The sequence below is a fragment of the Methylobacterium longum genome, from assembly GCF_022179385.1.
In the GTDB taxonomy this organism is placed as follows: Bacteria; Pseudomonadota; Alphaproteobacteria; order Rhizobiales; family Beijerinckiaceae; genus Methylobacterium; species Methylobacterium longum.
The window spans coordinates 1-18,364 of the sequence record NZ_BPQS01000012.1 but is presented as its reverse complement, the minus strand read 5'-3'; the positions used below and the strand labels follow the sequence as shown (position 1 = coordinate 18,364).

The following is an 18,364-nucleotide window of genomic DNA, read 5'->3' as shown; positions in this document are numbered from 1 at the left end:
GCGTCCGCGAGGACGCGGCGCCGGATCCCGCGGCCCCGACGACCGGCCGCGCGCCCCCGCGCCGGCCGGTTCCGCGCTCCGACACGGGAATCCATGATGGACGCGCTCCTGGTCGACGACAGCACCACCATGCGCCTGCGGCTGCGCCGGCTGCTGGAGGCCCAGCGCGGCGTGAGCGTGACCGACCACGCCGACACGGCCTCCGCCCTCGTGGAGGCGCAGATGCGCGCCTTCGACCTCGTGCTGGTCGTTTGCCGCATGCCCGCCCTGGACGGGATCGCCTTCATCCGGTGCATGCGGACCATCCCGCACTACGCCCAGGTGCCCATGGTGATGATCACCGACGACGTGTCCGAGGCCGTGCGGCTCGCCGCCCTGGAGGCCGGCGCGACCGATTTCCTCGACCGATCCATGCCGGGCGTCGAGCTGACCGTGCGGCTGCGCAACGTGATCCGGCTGGCCAAGGCGGTGCGGCGGCTCGCCGAGCAGGCGGCCTGGCTCGACGGCGAGGTGGAGGCGGCGCTCCGCCACATGCGCGAGCGCGAGGAGGAGATCATCTTCCGCCTGGCGCTGGCCGTCGAGTACCGCGACAACGACACCGGCGATCACACGTGGCGGGTGGCCCGCTACAGCCAGATCGTGGCCGAGGCGCTCGGCCTGCCCCCGGAGGCCTGCCGCAGCCTCTACCTCGCGGCGCCGCTCCACGACGTCGGCAAGGTCGGGATCCCGGACGGCGTGCTGCTGAAGCCCGGCCGCCTCGACCCCGACGAGTTCGCCCTGATCCAGACGCACGCGGCCATCGGCCAGCGCATCCTGGGCGGCAGCGCCTCCGAGCTGATCCGGCTGGCCGCCGAGATCGCCGCGTCGCATCACGAGCGATGGGACGGCAGCGGCTACCCGGAGGGGCTTGCCGGCCCCGAGATCCCCCTGGCGGCCCGGATCGTCGCGGTGGCCGACGTGTTCGACGCCCTGACCACGTCGCGGCCCTACAAGGAGGCCATGTCCTTCGAGGCGGCGCTCGCCTGTCTGCGGGCCGACAGCGGCCGCCACTTCGATCCGGCCTGCGTGGAGGCCTTCTGCGCGCGCTGGCCGGAGATCCGGGCCGCCGGCGACCGCGCCCCGGCCCCGATCCGGCCGGTCACCGAGCCCTGGGCGCGGGTCCCGATTCTGCTGCGCGAGATCGCCGCGTCCCCCGCGCCGTCGGATCGGCGCGTCCACGCCCCGCCCGTGCCCGCGGCCCGGGAACCGGGAGCGCCGGAGCCGGCCGGGCCACGGGCGAAGCCCCGGCCCGCGGGCGCGCCGGACGGCGCGGCCGGGGAGCGCGCCGGCCCGAGCGGCGGACGCGACACGCGAACCGACGGCCGCAGGCGTCCCCGTCTTCCCCGCGGGCCGGCGGCCCGGACGGATGACGCGCACCCCGTTGGGCCTTAACCTCGCGGGATGCGCATCTTCCACACGCCCGACACGGCCCGGCACGATCCCGAACGGTATTGGCGGCGCGGCACGCCGATCCCGCATCCCGAGCAGGCCGCACGCTACGCGATCCTGCGCGACGCGGCCCTGCGGGGCGGCCACGCCCTCGCCGCGCCCGGCGACCACGGCCTCGACCCGATCCGGGCGGTGCACGATCCGGACTACGTGGCGTTCCTGGCCGAGGCCTGGGCGCGGCGGGCGGAGATGCCGGGGATCGGCGACGAGATCCTCACCGGCGCCTTCGCCCGTCCGCAGATGCACCGGAAGCCCGCGGGGCTCCTGGGGCTCGCCGGCCTCTACATGGCCGACACCTCGACCCCGATCCGGGCCGGCACGTGGCCGGCGGTCTACGGCGCGGCGCAATGCGCGGTGGCGGCCGCCGACGCGGCGCTGGCATCGGGCCACGCCTACGCCCTGTGCCGGCCGCCGGGCCACCACGCCTACGCGGATTCCGCGGGCGGCTTCTGCTTCCTGAACAACAGCGCGGTCGCGGCGGCGCGGATGCTGGCCGCCACGGGCGGCCCGGTGGCGATCCTCGACATCGACGTCCACCACGGCAACGGCACGCAGGGCATCTTCTACGCCCGCGCCGACGTGCTCACCGTCTCGGTGCACGCAGACCCGTCGGACTACTTCCCGTTCTTCGCCGGCTACGCCGACGAGACGGGGGAGGGGCCCGGCGCGGGCTTCAACGGGAACCTGCCGCTGCCGCCGGGCTCGGGCGACGCCCCCTGGCTCGCCGCCGTGGAGGCCGGGCTGGCACGGGTCGCCGCGCACGCCCCGCGCGGCCTCGTGGTGGCGCTTGGCCTCGACGCCGCGGAGGACGATCCGATCGGCGCCCTGCGGGTGACCCAAGCCGGCTTCGAGGCGGCGGCGGCGCGGATCGCGGAGGCCGGGCTGCCCACCGCCCTCGTCCAGGAGGGCGGCTACCTCTGCGCGGCCCTGCCCCGGAACCTGACGGCATTCCTCGCCGCCTTCGACGCGGCCCGCTAGCGCCCCGTCCGGCGGCGACGCGACCGGGAACGGCTCCGGCGGGAGACCGCCGGCGCGCCTTCGCCCGGCCCGGTGCTGCGGTCGGGCCGCGGTCGGGCCGCGGGGTCTTCGGACCGGGCCGGCCCCGGTGTCGCGGCCGGACGGCTCCCGATCGCCCGCCCCGACGGGGCGCTCCGGCCGGCATCGGTCCCGCGACGGGCGGCGCTGGCGTCACGGCGCTGAATTTGACCACGCAAGAGTCAAGGATATTCCCAACTGGACATTGCGATTTTTCACATGGATCCAAGACTTCGCGTCATATCCAGGAGATCCGATCCGGACGCGGGGATGTGTTTGCTTGCCCTACGGTGACACGGAGCGGATCCTCGTCACGGGCGGCGCGGGCTTCATCGGCTCGCATCTCTGCGAGCGGCTGCTGGCACAGGGCCGCGATGTCCTGTGCCTCGACAACTTCTTCAGGGGGCGGCGGCGGAACATCGCCCATCTGCTCGGCGACCCGCACCAGCGCCGCCCCGACATCACGAAGGCCCGGGATCTGCTGGGCTGGGCGCCCACCGTGTCGGTCCGGGATGGGCTCGAGCGGACGATCGCCTATTTCCGGGACCTGCGCTGAGCCGCGTCGTCGAGGGCGGCGGGGCGGGAGCGGCCCGTCCCGGTGCCGCGCAACAGGACATCTCATGGACACGGATGCCGGACACGGCCGCTACCCCTACAGCGCCCTCCCGGACCGGCCGGTCTTCGACTGGCCGGAGGGCAGGCGGCTGGCGGTCTATATCGGGCTGAACCTCGAGACCTTCGCGTTCGGCGAAGGCCTGGGCGCCGAGCTGGCGCCGGGCGGTCCGCAGCCGGACGTGCTCAACTATGCCTGGCGGGACTGGGGCAACCGGGTCGGCGCCTGGCGGATCGCTGCGCTGCTGGACGAGCTGGCGATGCCGGCGAGCGTGCTGGTCAACAGCAACCTCTACCGGGACTGTCCGGGGCTGATCGAGGCGTTCCGGGCGCGGGGCGACGAGATCGTCGCCCACGGGCGGACCAACGCGGAGCGGCAGGGCACCCTCGACGAGGCCGCCGAGCGGGCGCTGATCGCCGAGACGACGGCCGCGATCGCCGCCCGGGAGGGCCAGCCGCCGGCCGGCTGGCTCGGGCCGTGGATCTCGCAGTCGCGGGTGACGCCCGACCTCCTGGCCGAGGCCGGCTACCGCTACCTGCTCGACTGGGACCACGACGACCAGCCGACGTGGTTCGCCACGCGCGGCGGCGGCCGCATCCTCGCGGTGCCCTATCCGCAGGAACTCAACGACATCCCCGCGATCATCGCCCGCAAGGAGACGGGCCGCCAGTTCGCCGACATGATCGTCGACGCCTTCGACGAGATGCTGGAGCAGGCGCAGGCCGCGCCCCTGGTCATGGGCCTCGCCCTCCACCCCTACATCGTTGGGCGCCCGCACCGCCTGAGGCCCCTGCGCCGGGCGCTGCAGCACATCGCCGGGCGCCGCGCCGACGTCTGGCTCACCACGGCCGGCGCCATCGCCGACCACGTCGGCCCGGGTCCAGGCAGTGCGGGCTGAGGGGTTGAGGGCGCGCGGGCTGACGGCGCGGAGGCGTCAGCGGTAGTCGCCCGGCGTGAGCCCGTGGCGGGCCATCTTGTCGTAGAGGGTCTTGCGCGGCAGGCCGAGGGCCTCGGCGGCGGCCCGCACGTCGCCGCCCGCGACCAGCAGCTCGTCCCGGATCAGCCGCCGCTCGAAGCGGTCCACCTGCTCGGCGAGACCGCCGGGGGCGGCCTCGGGCGGGGCCTGCGGCGCCTCGACGAGGCCCAGGGCGCAGCGCTCGGCGAAGTGTCCGAGCTCGCGGACGTTGCCGGGCCAGGCATGGCCGCGCAGGTGGTCGCGGACGGCCGGGGTGACCGGGGGCACGGCCTTCCCGAACCGTTCGGCGGCGCGGCGCAGGAAGTGCTGGAACAGCAGCATCACGTCGTCGCCCCGATCGCGCAGGGGCGGGATCGCGACCGTGATGACGTTGAGCCGGTGGTAGAGGTCGTCGCGGAACGTGCCCTGCGCCGCCGCCTGCCCGAGATCGACCTTGGTGGCGGCCACGACCCGCATGTCCACGGGCCGCACCTCGTTGGTGCCGAGCGGCTCCACGGTGCGCTCCTGGAGCACCCGCAGGAGCTTGACCTGGAGCGTCAGCGGCATGCTCTCGATCTCGTCGAGGAACAGCGTGCCGCCGTGGGCATGCTCGATGCGCCCGACCCGCCGCTTGAGCGCCCCCGTGAAGGCGCCCGCCTCGTGCCCGAACAGCTCGCTCTCGACGACGCTGTCGGGCAGGGCGCCGCAATTCATCGCCACGAGGTTGCGCGCCGCCCGGCGGCTCCACCGGTGCAGGGCGCCGGCCACCACCTCCTTGCCGGATCCCGTCTCCCCGGACACCAGCACGTCGACGTCGGCCCGCGCCACCTCGCGCACCAGGCTCCGCAGCCGCACGATCTCGGGGGAATCGCCCAGGAAGGCCGGATCCTCCTCGATCGCCGCGTCGAGGCGGGCGCGCAGCGCGCGGTTCTCCACCACCAGGCGCCGCCGCTCCAGCGCCCGGCGCACGGAGGCGACGAGGGCCTCGGCGGGGTAGGGCTTGGCCAGGAAGTCGTAGGCGCCCCCCTGCATGGCGGCGACCGCCATCCGGATGTCGCCGTGGCCGGTGATGAGGATCACCGGCAGATCCGGATCGACCCGCTGCAGCCGCGCCAGCAGGCCGACCCCGTCGAGGCCGGGCAGGCGCACGTCGCTGACCACGACGCCGGGGGACACGGCCAGGATCGCCGCCAGCGCCGGCTCGGCCGCGGCGAACGCCTCGACGGCGAAGCCCTCGAGTTCCAGGCTCTGGCCGTTGGCCCGGCGCACCTCGGCCTCGTCGTCGATGAACACGACGCGCCCGGTCGCCCCGTCCGCGTCCCCGCTCACTGCATCGCCCCCACGCGTCCTCCCGCGGCCGGATCAGCCGCGGCCGCCCGGATGAGTTCCATCCGGAAGACCGTGCCGGCCGCCGGCCCGTCCCCGCCGTCGCGGACGGCCAGGATCAGGTTCCCGCCGCAATCCTCCACGATCCCGCGGGCGATGGCGAGGCCCAGGCCGAGGCCGTCGGCCTTGGTCGTGAAGAACGCGTCGAAGATCTGGCCGCGCTCCGCCTCGGGGATCCCGGGGCCGGTATCGGTCACCGCCACCGCCACGCGCTCGGCGCCCTCCGCGGCGACGCTCAGGGTCACGCGGCCGTCCGGGCGCCCGGCGACCGCGTCGAGGGCGTTCTGGAGCAGGTTGACCAGGACCTGCTCCAGCCGCGGCCCGTCCCCCAGGACCCGCAGCTCGGGGCCGGGCAGGTCGGCCTCCAGCGGCACGCGCAGGGCCGCGGCGCGGGCGCGCACCAGCTCCAGCGCGTTGTCGAGGACCGCGCGGAGCGGGACCGGCTCCCGCCGCGGCGAGGCGCGCCGGGCGAAGCCCTTGAGCTGCCGGGTGAGACCGGCGATGCGGTCCGTGAGCCGGCCGATGGCGAAGGCGTTCTCGGCCGCGTCCTCATTCCGCCCGCGCCGGACCAGGACCGCCGTGTTGTCGGCGTAGGAGCGGATCGCCGCCAGCGGCTGGTTGATCTCGTGCGCCATGCTGGCGGCGAACTGGCCGAGGGCCGCGAGCCGTCCGGCCTGTGCCAGTTCCCGCCCCAGGCGCTCGCGCTCGGCCTCGGCCCGCTGGCGCTCCTCGATCTCGGCGCGCAACTGGGCGTTGGCCTCGCGCAGGGCGCGGGTCCGCGCCGCGACGCGGGTCTCGAGCTCCACCCGCCGCGCGGCCGCCTCCGCCAGCCGCGCCCGCGTCCGGCGGCCCCGGTCGGCCAGGGCGGCGGCCCCGAAGCCGGCCAGCGCCGTGGTCAGGGCGGCGATGATCCAGGCCTGCAGCCGCTCCCGGTCCACCGCCGTCCCGACCGGGGTGAGGGCGTGCAACTGCCAGTCGGTCCCCGGCACGGCGGCCCGCGTGGCGACCGCCGTCCAGGCCGGCAGCGCCCCCCGTCCGACGCGGACCACGTCGGGGATGCCGGTGGGATGCAGGGGCAGCTTCTCCAGCGGAGCCGCGCCGAAATCCTGGCCGGCGCCGATCCGCGCCCGCTCGGCCGCGTCCACCGCGCCGAGCGTCCCGAATCGCCAGCCCGGCTCGCTCGTGACGAGGACGATGCCGCGGGCATCGGTGACGAAGGTAACCTCCTGCGCCGCGCGCCACGCCGCCTCGACCGCGTCGAACTCGACCTTCACCACCACGACGCCGGCCGCCGCGCCGATGCGCCGGGCGAGGTAGAGGCCGGGTCGGCCGCTCACCGTGCCGAGGGCGAATTGCGAGCCGGCCCCCCCGGAGAGCGCCCGCCGGAAATACGGCCGGAACGCGTAGTCGCGCCCGACGAAGCTCCGGTCCCCGCCGGCATTGCTGGCCGCGACCGTCACGCCGTCGGCACCGATGACGTAGAGGACCGCCGAGCCGGTGGCCGCCGCCACCTCGGCGAGCCGCCGGTCGACCCGGTCGAGGAGGTCGCGCCCCGCCCCCGTCTCGACCGCGGCCGCGACCTCCGGGTCGGCCGCGAGCGCCAGGGGCAGGGAGGCCTGCTTCTGCATCTCGGCGAGCAGCAGGCCGACCTGGAGCCCGATCGCCGAGCGGGCGCCGCGCCGCAGGTCCGCCAGGACCCAGCGTTCCGCCGCGCGCCCGGCGAGCCAGGCCGCGACCAGGACGGCGCAGAGGCCGGCGAGGACGAGGAGGACGCGGCGCGACGGGAGGCGGGCCGCCCACCCGCCGCGTTCCGGCTCGGCGAGTCCGGTCAACGCCCGGTCGCCCGTGCGGAAAACCGGACCGCCCGGGCCGCGCCGGTGCGGATTCCCGCACGCCGCGCCCCGGGGCGGACGCGGAGCTCCGACAAAAACCTGTTCCCGAACAGCGCCTTACTAAAAAGTCGCCCCGTTCCGGCACATGGCACGCCGGTTGCCATTCCCTCGCCGAAACGCAGCCATGCCCCCACGGCAAAGCTGCGCGCCGGAAGGCCAAGACCAAGCGCGGACCCCGCCGGATCGTTCCGGTGCCACCCGCCCCGATCGCAACCGCCGACAGGGAGAACGACCCATGGCTGCCGTACCGTCACCGCTCACCGCGCCCCATCCGCCCGCCAAGCCGAGACCGCTCTACCGGACCCTGTACTTCCAGGTCCTGGTCGCCGTCGCGATCGGCATCCTGCTCGGACACTTCTATCCGCAGCTCGGCGCCGAGATGAAGCCGCTCGGCGACGCGTTCATCAAGCTCGTCAAGATGATCATCGCCCCGGTGATCTTCCTCACGGTGGTCTCGGGCATCGCCGGGATGACCAACCTCGAGAAGGTCGGGCGGGTCGGCGGCAAGGCGCTGATCTACTTCCTGACATTCTCGACCCTGGCGCTGATCGTCGGCCTGATCGTGGCCAACGTGCTCCAGCCGGGCAACGGCCTGCACATCGACCCCAAATCCCTCGATCCGAAGGCGATCGCCACCTACGCCGGCAAGGCCAAGGAGCAGAGCATCGTCGAGTTCCTGATGAACATCATCCCGACGACGGCGGTGGGCGCCTTCGCGGGCGGCGAGATCCTGCAGGTGCTGTTCTTCTCGGTGCTGTTCGGCTTCGGCCTCGCCTTCCTGGGCGACCGCGGCAAGCCGGTGCTCGACATCATCAAGGTGCTGTCCGAGGCGGTGTTCGGCGTCGTCAACATCATCATGAAGGTCGCCCCCATCGGCGCCTTCGGCGCCATGGCGTTCACGATCGGCAAGTACGGCATCAGCTCGCTGGCGAACCTCGCCTACCTCGTCGGCGCGTTCTACCTGACCTCGACGATCTTCGTGCTGGTCGTGCTCGGCGCAGTGGCCCGCTACAACGGCTTCTCGATCATCAAGCTCATCCGCTACATCAAGGAGGAGCTGCTGCTCGTGCTCGGCACGTCCTCCTCGGAATCGGCGCTGCCGTCGCTCCTGGAGAAGATGGAGCGGGCCGGCTGCTCGAAGCCGGTGGTCGGCCTCGTGGTGCCCACGGGCTACTCGTTCAACCTCGACGGCACCAACATCTACATGACCATGGCGGCCCTGTTCATCGCGCAGGCGACCGACACGCCGCTGAGCCTCGGCGAGCAGGCCCTGCTGCTGCTCGTCGCCATGCTGTCGTCGAAGGGCGCGGCGGGCGTGACCGGCTCGGGCTTCATCACCCTGGCGGCGACGCTGGCCGTGGTGCCCTCGGTGCCGGTGGTCGGCATGGCGCTGATCCTCGGCGTCGACCGGTTCATGTCCGAGTGCCGCGCGCTGACCAACTTCATCGGCAACGCGGTGGCCTGCATCGTGGTCGCGCGCTGGGAGAACGAGGTCGACGAGGACAAGCTCGCTGCCGCGCTGGCCGGGAGGACCGCGCCGGCCCTGGCGCCGGCGCCGGTCCTGCACGCCGCCGAGTGATCGCCCTCGCCGCGGGTCCCGCGCAGGCCGGACCCGCGGCGCCTCGAAACCGGATGTGTTCAGCCGCTCGCGCCATCGGGCGGCTGAACGCCGTCCGGCTTCCCGGCCCGGTTCGGTTCGGCGCGCGGCCGCGGCGGCGCTCCGGACGCGTCCCCGCGGATCATCCCGTGCCCGCCGGACGCCCCGGGCCTGGCGGCGGGGGGCCGCTCACGGTGCCGGCTTCTGCTTCCAGAACCGCTTCAGCAACCGCTCGCGCTTCAGCCGCGACAGGCGGTCGATCCAAAACAGGCCGTCGAGCTGATCGATCTCGTGCTGGACGATCGCGGCCGGGAAGCCATCCGCCTCCGCCTCGTGGGCGAGCCCGTCGAGGTCGCGGTAGCCGAACCGGATGCGGGCCGACCGGGTGATCCGCTCGCGCATGCCCGGCATGCTGACGCTGCCCTCGTCGTGGGTCGCCGTGTCGGCGGACGCCCACAGGATCGCGGGGTTCACGTAGGCGCGCGGATCCGCGTCCGGCGCCATGCGGATCACGACGACGCGCGCGGGCACGCCGATATGCGGGGCGGTCAGGCCGAGGGCGCTCGCCGCCAGAAGGGTGTCCCGCACATCCTCGGCCAGGGCCTTGAGGTCCGGCCCGAACGCGTCGACCGGAGTCGCCGGGTGGGAGAGGCGGGGATCGGGGAACAGGACGAGGGGACGGGCCGGCATGATCCATTCACGGGGAGCGGTGTGTCGCGGTTCGGAAACGAACGCGATGGCGGCGCCCGTGATACGGACGGCCGGCCTTCAGGCCTAGGGCTCTCCGTCGGAGCCGGTCCGCGTCGCACCGCGCTCGGCCGCGGACCGGTCCTCCGCAGCGTGACCGGCGCGGCGGGCAGGGTCGGCCCGCCCGGTGCCGGCTCCGCGGCTCGCCGCCGCGCCGTCCGCGGCCCGGCGGTGAGGCCGAGGCGTCGCGGGGCGCGACGCGGTCAGCACCCCGAGCAGATGCTCTTCGCGGCGTCCTTCCCGCCCTTCAGGAGGGCGGTCATGGCCGCCTCACGATTGTAGTTCGCCGGCGGCTCGGCCGAGAGCTTAGCGTCCGCAGACGCCTTGGCGGGCGATCCGGCGGGCGATCCGGCAGCCGACGTGGCCGACGTCTCCGTGACGTCGGTCCTGAGCGACCTGAACGACCGCGCCGCCGGCTTCGGCTGTTCCGACAGATCTTCCGGATGCAGGGTCTCCCAGGCCAGGCGGGTGCGCACCGACGCCTCGAGGGCCGCCAAGGGGTTCACGCTGCCCCGCCGCGTCTCGACATCCCGCAGCTTCCAGGTGCCGGGGATCACGACGGGTGCCAGGGCGACGTCGGTTTCGGGCCGGACGGGCGCCGCCTCCGCAAGCGGTGCCGCGGCCGGCGCCAGGGTCGCCGGCAGGGTCGCCGGCGCGAGGCCGGCCGGCGGATTGGAGGGCAGCGCGCTGTAGGCCGTCGGCCCCATCGGCAGATGCGAACAGGCACTCGTCGTCAGCAGCAGAGCCGCGAGCGCTCCGATTCGATTCAAACGCATGGCCGCTCTCGTGCCGTACCCGGCCATTCTAGCCGAGCTTGAGCTTGGCTATAGCAGTCTCACGCGTCCGGAGTCCAATTACGGTGCACCGCACGCGTCCGGACACGGTGATGTCTGCGCCACTTCAGAACAGCATATCGAAGCCGATTGTAGTAGGAATAGAGCTTTGATCTATGATGTCGCCGATGCGCCAGCTGGATCCGGGCGGCACGTCCCCGCTTGATCGCTTGAACAGGCGCGACAGCGGCAACAAGAAGTGCAGGTTTCGCATTGAGAACGGCGATCGGATCGACGTAGGCAACCTTGCGGATGCGCCGAGTCTCGCCGCATCCCGTGCAAAGCGAACCGTTCAACCGGCTCCACAGGAGTTGCTCCCGCGCCAGGACCCGCCGGTCGTCGGCGTTCGAGAGTTCGATCGGCTTTCCTATCAACGCGGATCGGTCGACGAAGGGTATCCGCCGGCTCGGCGGCTCCGCGTCGTCGGGGACCTCCAGCATGGGAAGCTTGACGCGTTTCGGCCTGGCCTCGCAGACGGCTGGGACGAGGAGGGAGAACGACGCCAGAAGGAGGAGGGCCGATCCAGGTAGTGAGCGCACCATCCGCGTCTCCCGGCCACGTCGAGGCCACCCTGCGGCACCGAACCATTCCGCTCAGTCCTCTGTGATGCAACCTACACACGTTTGGCGCAATCTGGCGATCCTGTCCGCCGCCCCCGGCAAAGTACCTAGACGATCACTGCCGGGGCCGCAGTCGCGCGCAGCGTGGCCATCCCGGCGCCATCCCGGGAGGTCGTGGCGTCGCGGTCGTCGCCCCGGAGGCTGACCCCGTCGGCCAGGACGATCAGGTCGAACCTCGCGGCCTCGGCGGTGCGGGCGATCTGCCGGGCATGGGCGGCGTCGATCCCGGCCTCGGCCTTGACGGACGGGTGCCGCCAGGCGGCGACGTGGTGGCCGCCGGGATACAGGCAGGCGCCCGGGCGCAGGCGGTCGCGGCGGCGCGGCACCGTCGCCTCACGCCGATCCGACGCGGTACTGCCGCGGCGGCGGCGCGCCGGTGATCGCGAAGGCCCCGACGATCCGGTCCCGGTAGATCCGCGGGTTGTGGGACGCGATGGTGCGGGCGTTGCGCCAGTAGCGGTCGAGGCCGAGGCCGGTCTTCACCGCGGAGGCGCCCAGCGCGTCGAACAGCGTCGTCGTCGCCTGGAGCACGAGGTCGGTGACGACGCCCACCGCCTGGTTGACCTCGACATCGGCGAGGGTGGTCGCCCGGTCCGCCCCGGGGCCGTCGCCGGCCCGGTGCGCTTCGTAGGCGCGCTGGAGCGCCTCGGCGCTCTTCAGCACCACGGCCCCGGCCGCGTAGGCATGGGCGCGGACGCGGCCCACCACCGCCTGGATCTGCGGATCCTCCGCCGTGCGCCCGGCATTGCCGTGGCTGTAGACCCGGGTGCGCTCGGCCACCAGCCGCGCCACGTCCTCGGCCGCCGCCCGGCCGATGCCGGCGAGCGTCGCGAGATGCACCAGCTGGAAGAACGCCATCGCGTAGGGGAAGCGGGCCGGATCGGGCTTGATCAGTGCCGGATCGAGCGCCACCCCCTCGAAGGTCGCGGTGCCGCTGGCCGTCAGCCCCTGCCCGAACCCGTCCCAATCGTCCACGATGGTCACCCCCGGCGCCCGGACCGGCACCGCGGCGGTGACGGCGCCGCCCGTCTCGTCCTCGGCCGACAGGTGAATGTAATCGGCGAAGAGCGCGCCGGTGGTGTAGAATTTCCGGCCGTCGACCACGAGCTTCCCGTCCCGGCGGCGGACCACGGTGTCGAACGCGCCGACCTTGGCCGGGCCGGTCTCCGAGACGCCGCTGCCGACGGTCTCGCCGGCGCCGATCCGGGCGATCCAGGCGGCACGCCACACGGCGGACGAGGCGCAGAGCGCGTCCTCGGTGAAGCCGAAATGGGCGCGCAGCGCGTTGGTGACGTTGGAATCCGCCTTCGACAGCTCGATCAGGAGCGCGAACAGCTCGGGCAGGCTGGCCCCGTGGCCGCCCTCCTCGGGGGCGAGCCGCAGGGTGGTGAAGTTCGCCTCCCGCAGCCAGCCGATCTCGGCATGGGGCAGGCCGCGGGTGCGGTCCCGGCCCACCGCGGTGGCGCGGATCTCGGCGAAGACCGGGCGGAAGCGGTCGGCCAGGGTCTCGTAGCGCCCGCTCGGACCCGCGCCCCAGCCCGCTTCCGTCTGCGACATGGCTTTCCATTCCCGAATTGACCTGCCGTCCCGGAGCGGCACCCCATGAACTCAACCAGATGAAGCCCGATCTCAAGGTAAAACACGGCGGTCGATGCGAGTTTGGAAGCGTCGTTCCCCTGATCCGGCGGCGTGAATAGTTCCATCCTGTGTTCTGCGGCCGCGAAGGAGAACCGTTCTTCGCATCGCGTCGGCCCGGAACGGGCTCTTTTACCGGGCGTTCCGACCTCACCGCGCCGGCTTCGCAGCGCCCGGAGTTCAGGACCGCTGCCGGTCCGTCATTCCAGGGGACGAACCTTCACGGTCCGCGGGGAAATCGAAAATACATTTCATTGATCCGCCGCTCGACGATGGTCTTCAATAGAGCAGGCCGGGCTGCGACGCGGCGCGTCTTGAGGACGGGACAGCCGTCGCGTCCACGGCGCCCTCCGTCTGGCCCGACCGGATTCCCGCCCGACCGACTTTCAGCCAGACCGAACATTCCGCGAGATCCTGATGACCGACGACGTCCTGTGCCGGATCGCCCCGTCCCGGCGCTCGCTCCTGCGGACCGGCCTCGGCGGGGCCGCCGCCGTGGCGCTCGGCGCACCGGCCGTGCGGGCCGGACCCCGCGCGGTGAGGATCAGCATGCAGCGCTCGTCGGTGCTGTTCACCGTGCTGAAGGTGAAGGGGACGCTCGCCGAGCGCCTCGCGCCGCTGGGCTTCACCCCGAGCTGGCACCTGTTCACCAGCGTGATCGAGCCGATGACGGCCGGCGCCGTGGACATCCACGCCGACGTCGCCGACGCGGTGCCGATCTTCACCCAGTCGGCCAGGGCGCCGCTGACCTTCTACGCCCGCGAGCGGGGCGCACCGTCCGCCGAGGCGATCATCGTGCCCGCCGCCTCGCCGGTCCGCACGGTCGCGGACCTCAAGGGCCGCACGGTCGGCGTCTCGCGGGGCTCGGGCAGCCACTACGTGCTGGCCGCCGCCCTGAAGCGCGCCGGGCTGACCTTCGCCGACATCAAGCCGGCCTACCTTCAGGCGCCGGAGGGGGCGGCCGCCTTCGAGCAGGGCAGCCTCGACGCGTGGTCGATCTGGGACCCGTTCCTCGCCTTCGCGGAGGCCAAGCGCCCGGTGCGCGTCGTCGCCGACGCCACCGGGCTGACGAGCTACCACCGCTACTATCTCGTCAACGACAGCTTCGTCGCCGCGCAGCCCGAGGTCGTCGCGACCGTCTACCGGGCGCTCGTCGAGGCCGGAGCCTGGATGCGGGCGAACCCCCAGGAGGCCGTCGCGCTCCTCGCCCCGATCTGGGGCGACCTCCCGGCTTCGGTGGTGGCCGCCGCCAACAGCCGCCGCACCTACGCGGTCGAGCCGGTGGAGCGCGCCCAGCTCGGCGAGCAGCAGGCCATCGCCGACGTGTTCCACGAGGCCAAGCTCATCCCCCGCGCCCTCGACGCCACCGCCGTGCCGATCTGGCAGCCGCCCGCGGAGCGGGGCTGAGGCCATGGCCGGACCGACACGCGCGCCGCGCTTCGGCATCTGGGCGGCCGTCCACGGCTCCCGGGCCTCCCACCACGATCCCGACGAGCCGGACGACGCCAGCTGGGCGCGCAACCGCGCCCTGGTGCTGGAGGCGGAGGCCCTGGGCTTCGACTCCGTGCTGGTCGCCCAGCACACGATGAACCCCTACGACGGCGAACGCGACCAGCTCGAGGCCTGGACCGCCGCGGCGGCGCTCGCGGCGCTGACCCGCCGCATCGAGATCATCGCGGCGATCAAGCCGGGGCTCTACCATCCGGTGGTGCTCGCCAAGATGGCGCTCCAGATCGAGCACGTCAGCGGCGGCCGCTTCGCCCTGAACCTCGTGAATGCCTGGAACAGGGCCGAGTTCGAGCGGGCCGGCCTGCCGTTCCCCGCGCATGACGACCGCTACGCCTACGGCCGCGAGTGGATCGGCCTGGTGGACCGGCTGATGCGCGGCGAGCGGGTCACATTCGCGGGGGCGCATTTCCAGGTGGAGGATTACCAGCTGCGCCCCGCCGGCACCTTCCGGCCGCGGCCGACCATCTATCTCGGCGGCGAGTCGGAGCCCGCCCGGGCGCTGGCCGCCGACCACGCGGATGTCTGGTTCCTCAACGGCCAGCCGCTGCCCGACGTCGCCGCCCTGATCGCCGACGTCGCCCGGCGGCCCGCGTCCAACGGCCCGCTGCGCTTCGGCCTCTCGGCCTTCGTGATCGCCCGGGAGACCGACGCGGAGGCGGTGGCCGAGCACGCGCGGCTCCTCACCCTGGCGCAGCGCGACGCGGGCCTGCGCGCCGACACCCGCGCCCGGACCGACCGGGCCAGCGCGATGTTCGCCAAGACCGATGCGGGGGCCGCCCGCCACGTCGGCACCAACGGCGGCACGGCAGCCGGGCTGGTGGGCAGCTACGCCACAGTGGCGGAGCGGATCCGGGCGTTCTACGCGGCCGGCATCGACCTGTTCATGCTGCAGTTCCAGCCCTTCGAGGCGGAGATGCGCCGCTTCGCCGAGCAGGTCCTGCCGCGCGTCCGCTGACCGGGGATTTACTGCGATGAGCGGACGCACCCTGCATCTCAACGTCAACCTGCTGCATTCGGGCGTCTACCCGTCCGCGTGGCGGCTGCCGGACAGCCGGCCGGACGCCTTCGTGGACATCGACCACTTCGTGCGCGTCGCCCGCGTCGCGGAGCGGGGCAAGCTCGACGCGATCTTCCTGGCCGACACGCCGGCGATCAACGACCGGATCGACCACCGGCCGTTCAACGCCCTCGAACCCACGGTGGTGCTGGCCAGCGTCGCGGCGGCCACCAGCCATGTCGGCCTCGTGGCCACCGCCTCGACGACCTACAACGAGCCCTACAACCTCGCCCGCCGCGTCGCGAGCCTGGACCTCGTCAGCCGCGGCCGGGCGGGCTGGAACGTGGTCACCACCGCGGATGCCGCCGCGGGCCGCAACTTCGGCTTCGCGGGCGCGTCCGAGCACGGGGCGCGCTACGCCCGGGCGCGCGAGTTCACCGAGCTGGTCCACGCCCTGTGGGACAGCTGGGAGGACGACGCCTTCCTCGGCGACAAGGCGGGTGGCCGGTTCGTCGATGCCGGGAAGGTCCACGCCATCCATCACCGCGGCGCGCACTATTCCGTCGAGGGACCGCTCACGGTGCCGCGCAGCCCGCAGGGCTGCCCGGTGACCTTCCAGGCCGGCGGCTCGGAGGACGGGCGCGCGCTCGCCGCCGCCACCGCCGACGCGGTGTTCTCCCTGGCCCAGACCGTTGAGGACGGCGCGGCCTATGCCCGGGACCTGCGGGCGCGGGCGGCGCGCTGCGGGCGCGGGCCGGACGCGCTGGTCGTCCTGCCCGGCCTCGCAACGGTCATCGGCTCCACGGAGGCCGAGGCGCGCCGCCGCCAGGACGAGCTCTGGGACCTCGTACCGCTGGAGTACAGCCTCGCCCGGCTCGCCGGCACCCTGCGGATCGATCCCGCGCGGCTCGACCTCGACAGGCCGCTCCCCGACCCGCTGCCGCTGCCGCCGGACGCCAACCACACGCTGTTCCTCGGCACCGTCGCGCTCGCCCGGCGGGACCGGCTGACCGTGCGCCAGCTCCTGCGGGCGCTGGGCGGCGGCGTCGGCCACCGCATCGTCGCGGGCACGCCCGAGGCGATCGCGGACGACATCGAGGCGTGGTTCCGGGCCGGCGCGGCGGACGGCTTCAACCTGATGCCGGACGTGCTGCCGGACGGGCTGGAGACCTTCGTGGACGCGGTGGTGCCGATCCTCCGGCGGCGCGGCCTGTTCCGGCACGACTACGCGGGCGCGACCCTGCGCGACCATCTCGGCCTGCCACGGCCACCGAGCCGCCATACCGCCCGAGCGGCTGCCCGAGCGGCTTCCGAAGCGGTCGCCCCGCGCACCGCCTGAGGCCGCGCGCCTGGGCGGTGGGATCCGGCCCCGCCGGGCGCCCCGACCCGACGGGTCCGGGCGTCCCGTGGCGATCGCCAAATGGACGGTGCAGTCCCGATGACCGGCGCGCGCGGCCACCGCAAAGCCGCCGCACGGGACCGGACCGGGCGTCAGGGCCGTCTGGCGAAGCGACCGTACCGGCCGGGCTTCTCGCCCTGCGGACCCGGGCGGCTCTGCAGGGCGAGAAGCCCGGCCGAGTAGGTCAGAGAGACGAGGAGCGCGGCCGCAAGGGCGAGGGCGGCACCGAGTGGCCGGATCGTCAGGTGAAGCGTGAGCAGGGTCAGGCCGAAACCGAACACGCCGCGGATCGTGATGCTGGCCAGCCGTGCCATCGCCGCTCCACCGACGCGGCGGTGCAGGATGACGAAGGTGCTCGTGAGGGTGACCGGATAGGCGGCGATGACCCCGGTTCGCGCCGGTCCCAAGGCTGAACTCAGGGCCAGGATGGCCGTCACGAACAGAGCGACGGCGGCCGCCCGGACGAGGAGGTCCAGCGGCCGGGGCCTCGCGACGACGGTGCTCCGGACGAGCGACGGTCCCGCCGCCGGCCGGGTCATCAGGGTACCCGCACCGTAGACGGCCGCGTTGAGCAGGAACGCCGTCAGCGGCGTCCACGACACTGCGGCGATCGGAACGGCCGCCGCGCCCCACGCCGCCACCGCCGGGCCGAGGCTGCGGGCCAGACCTCGGCCGGCCGCGCGGCGGGCATAGACGAGGAGGAACAGGCCTGTCCCCGCGGTCGCCGCGAACCCGTTGAGGGCCGCGTCGGCCACGAAGGCGGTGTCATGCTCCAGGACCATGAACACGTAGGCCGGCCCGGCGGAGACCGGCAGGCTGATGATCAGCGCCCCCCAGACCGGCCCGAGGAGTTCGGCCAGCACCGAGGCGAGCACGACGACGGCTCCCGAGGTCGACGCTCGGATGAGAGCGGTCACCCATATCGCTTCCACGACCGTATCCCGTGCGTCTGGCCGCCGATCCACGGCGGCTTCGGAGCCGGGGCTTGGCTATCACGAGAACCGGGGGAAGGGCCAAGGCGCCAGGGGGGCGCCAGGGGGGCGGCCAGGGGGGCGCCAGGGGGGCGCCAGGGGGGCGCCAGGGGGGCGCCGCGCTCCCGGATGCGGGCGCTCGCGCGGCCGAGCGCCCCCGGGGTGGCGATCCGTCATCCGATACCGGCCGGAAGCCGTCATCGTCGGCCCAGCCTCCGGAATCGGCTGCGCCCGCTTCGACCCTCACGTCTCGCCGCGCATGGGGCGCAGGAGCGCGCCGAGCAGAAAGCCGAACTGGCCGCAGACCAGCAGGGTCACGGCGCGCCGGATGAAGCCGGCATGCAGGCCGAGGTGGTACACGTAAACGCCGTAGGCGAGTTCGGCGGCCACGACCGGCAGGAACACCAGGAGCCACCACACGGAGCCGAACCGCCCGAGACACAACCCGAGCAGCGCGTTCAGCAACAGGCCCTTCATCGCAGTTCGTACCCGCCCAGCTTAAGTTCGGACGGGTGGCAGACCGATCCCGCACCCGCGGTCATGACGGCGGTGGCGCGCCGCCAATCCAGTCCTGCGCCCGGCTCAGCGGCTTCCGCGCTGGGCGAGGACGGCGGGGATTGTGCGCAGGAGGATGGCGAGATCCCGGCGCAGGCTCCAGCGGGTGGCGTAGTCGAGGTCGAGGGCGAC

Annotated in this window: 15 protein-coding genes and 3 pseudogenes; 8 read left to right on the top strand and 10 right to left on the bottom strand. The window is 73.6% G+C overall.

Annotated features, from left to right (window positions below; translation table 11 throughout):
- Positions 1-96: 96 nt before the first annotated feature.
- The 4 genes and pseudogenes from MFF58_RS13090 to MFF58_RS13075 form a co-directional block, all read left to right on the top strand.
- Positions 97-1,191 (top strand): annotated as a pseudogene (locus MFF58_RS13090) (HD domain-containing phosphohydrolase); the annotation flags it as partial.
- A gap of 249 nt (positions 1,192-1,440) precedes the next feature.
- The gene (locus MFF58_RS13085; RefSeq protein WP_238288065.1) at positions 1,441-2,466 is read left to right on the top strand and encodes a histone deacetylase family protein; all 1,026 of its coding nucleotides are present in this window, start codon (positions 1,441-1,443) and stop codon (positions 2,464-2,466) included.
- A gap of 337 nt (positions 2,467-2,803) precedes the next feature.
- A pseudogene (locus tag MFF58_RS32265) lies at positions 2,804-2,989 on the top strand (NAD-dependent epimerase/dehydratase family protein); the annotation flags it as partial.
- A 154-nt stretch (positions 2,990-3,143) separates the two neighbouring features.
- The gene (locus tag MFF58_RS13075; protein WP_238288063.1) at positions 3,144-4,034 is read left to right on the top strand and encodes a polysaccharide deacetylase family protein; all 891 of its coding nucleotides are present in this window, start codon (positions 3,144-3,146) and stop codon (positions 4,032-4,034) included.
- 36 nt (positions 4,035-4,070) lie between these two features.
- Here the strand turns inward: MFF58_RS13075 and MFF58_RS13070 are convergent, their stop codons facing one another.
- Positions 4,071-5,420, bottom strand: a complete 1,350-nt coding sequence (locus MFF58_RS13070) for a sigma-54-dependent transcriptional regulator (protein ID WP_238288061.1) — start codon at positions 5,418-5,420, stop codon at positions 4,071-4,073.
- The gene (locus MFF58_RS13065) at positions 5,417-7,309 is read right to left on the bottom strand and encodes a sensor histidine kinase (RefSeq protein ID WP_238288051.1); all 1,893 of its coding nucleotides are present in this window, start codon (positions 7,307-7,309) and stop codon (positions 5,417-5,419) included. Before MFF58_RS13065 ends, MFF58_RS13070 begins: the two co-directional genes overlap by 4 nt.
- A 295-nt stretch (positions 7,310-7,604) precedes the next feature.
- On the opposite strand from MFF58_RS13065, the gene MFF58_RS13060 reads away from it, so the two are divergent.
- The gene (locus MFF58_RS13060) at positions 7,605-8,948 is read left to right on the top strand and encodes a dicarboxylate/amino acid:cation symporter (protein ID WP_238288035.1); all 1,344 of its coding nucleotides are present in this window, start codon (positions 7,605-7,607) and stop codon (positions 8,946-8,948) included.
- A gap of 207 nt (positions 8,949-9,155) precedes the next feature.
- On the opposite strand, the gene MFF58_RS13055 is transcribed toward MFF58_RS13060, so the two are convergent.
- From MFF58_RS13055 to MFF58_RS13035, 5 genes are all read right to left on the bottom strand, one after another.
- Complete coding sequence (locus MFF58_RS13055; RefSeq protein ID WP_238288033.1) at positions 9,156-9,656, bottom strand: peptide deformylase; 501 nt, start codon at positions 9,654-9,656, stop codon at positions 9,156-9,158.
- 260 nt (positions 9,657-9,916) lie between these two features.
- Positions 9,917-10,489, bottom strand: a complete 573-nt coding sequence (locus MFF58_RS13050) for a hypothetical protein (RefSeq protein WP_238288031.1) — start codon at positions 10,487-10,489, stop codon at positions 9,917-9,919.
- 59 nt (positions 10,490-10,548) lie between these two features.
- Positions 10,549-11,088: a hypothetical protein gene (locus MFF58_RS13045; protein WP_238288029.1), complete on the bottom strand. Its 540-nt coding sequence runs from the start codon at positions 11,086-11,088 to the stop codon at positions 10,549-10,551.
- 125 nt (positions 11,089-11,213) lie between these two features.
- Positions 11,214-11,492 carry a hypothetical protein gene (locus MFF58_RS13040; protein WP_238288027.1) on the bottom strand — a complete coding sequence of 93 codons (279 nt, stop codon included), beginning with the start codon at positions 11,490-11,492 and terminating at the stop codon, positions 11,214-11,216.
- Positions 11,493-11,499: 7 nt separating this feature from the next.
- A complete protein-coding gene (locus MFF58_RS13035; protein WP_238288025.1) occupies positions 11,500-12,723 on the bottom strand; it encodes an acyl-CoA dehydrogenase family protein in 1,224 nt (407 codons plus the stop codon).
- Between the two features lie 495 nt (positions 12,724-13,218).
- Here MFF58_RS13035 and MFF58_RS13030 point away from each other — a divergent pair, with 495 nt between their 5' ends.
- From MFF58_RS13030 to MFF58_RS13020, 3 genes are read left to right on the top strand one after another with little or no spacing between them, the layout of a single operon-like run.
- The gene (locus tag MFF58_RS13030) at positions 13,219-14,208 is read left to right on the top strand and encodes an ABC transporter substrate-binding protein (RefSeq protein WP_238288023.1); all 990 of its coding nucleotides are present in this window, start codon (positions 13,219-13,221) and stop codon (positions 14,206-14,208) included.
- 4 nt (positions 14,209-14,212) lie between these two features.
- On the top strand, positions 14,213-15,265 hold the full coding sequence (locus MFF58_RS13025) for an LLM class flavin-dependent oxidoreductase (RefSeq protein ID WP_238287992.1): 1,053 nt from the start codon (positions 14,213-14,215) through the stop codon (positions 15,263-15,265).
- A gap of 16 nt (positions 15,266-15,281) precedes the next feature.
- Complete coding sequence (locus MFF58_RS13020) at positions 15,282-16,646, top strand: NtaA/DmoA family FMN-dependent monooxygenase (RefSeq protein WP_238287990.1); 1,365 nt, start codon at positions 15,282-15,284, stop codon at positions 16,644-16,646.
- A gap of 152 nt (positions 16,647-16,798) precedes the next feature.
- On the opposite strand, the gene MFF58_RS13015 is transcribed toward MFF58_RS13020, so the two are convergent.
- From MFF58_RS13015 to MFF58_RS13005, 3 genes and pseudogenes are all read right to left on the bottom strand, one after another.
- Positions 16,799-17,623 (bottom strand): hypothetical protein, encoded by an 825-nt coding sequence (locus tag MFF58_RS13015; protein ID WP_238287988.1) that lies wholly within the window; start codon positions 17,621-17,623, stop codon positions 16,799-16,801.
- Positions 17,624-17,920: 297 nt separating this feature from the next.
- Positions 17,921-18,154, bottom strand: coding sequence for a hypothetical protein (locus MFF58_RS13010; RefSeq protein WP_238287986.1), 234 nt, complete (start codon positions 18,152-18,154; stop codon positions 17,921-17,923).
- Positions 18,155-18,259: 105 nt separating this feature from the next.
- Positions 18,260-18,364 (bottom strand): annotated as a pseudogene (locus MFF58_RS13005) (sugar transferase); the annotation flags it as partial.

Bases quoted from the DNA above. Each gene is read 5' to 3' on its own strand.
- MFF58_RS13085 (WP_238288065.1), top strand. From the start codon at position 1,441: ATGCGCATCTTCCACACGCCCGACACGGCCCGGCACGATCCCGAACGG.
- MFF58_RS13075 (WP_238288063.1), top strand. From the start codon at position 3,144: ATGGACACGGATGCCGGACACGGCCGCTACCCCTACAGCGCCCTCCCG.
- MFF58_RS13060 (WP_238288035.1), top strand. From the start codon at position 7,605: ATGGCTGCCGTACCGTCACCGCTCACCGCGCCCCATCCGCCCGCCAAG.
- MFF58_RS13055 (WP_238288033.1), bottom strand. From the start codon at position 9,656: ATGCCGGCCCGTCCCCTCGTCCTGTTCCCCGATCCCCGCCTCTCCCAC.
- MFF58_RS13050 (WP_238288031.1), bottom strand. From the start codon at position 10,489: ATGCGTTTGAATCGAATCGGAGCGCTCGCGGCTCTGCTGCTGACGACG.
- MFF58_RS13045 (WP_238288029.1), bottom strand. From the start codon at position 11,088: ATGGTGCGCTCACTACCTGGATCGGCCCTCCTCCTTCTGGCGTCGTTC.
- MFF58_RS13035 (WP_238288025.1), bottom strand. From the start codon at position 12,723: ATGTCGCAGACGGAAGCGGGCTGGGGCGCGGGTCCGAGCGGGCGCTAC.
- MFF58_RS13030 (WP_238288023.1), top strand. From the start codon at position 13,219: ATGACCGACGACGTCCTGTGCCGGATCGCCCCGTCCCGGCGCTCGCTC.
- MFF58_RS13025 (WP_238287992.1), top strand. From the start codon at position 14,213: ATGGCCGGACCGACACGCGCGCCGCGCTTCGGCATCTGGGCGGCCGTC.
- MFF58_RS13020 (WP_238287990.1), top strand. From the start codon at position 15,282: ATGAGCGGACGCACCCTGCATCTCAACGTCAACCTGCTGCATTCGGGC.
- MFF58_RS13010 (WP_238287986.1), bottom strand. From the start codon at position 18,154: ATGAAGGGCCTGTTGCTGAACGCGCTGCTCGGGTTGTGTCTCGGGCGG.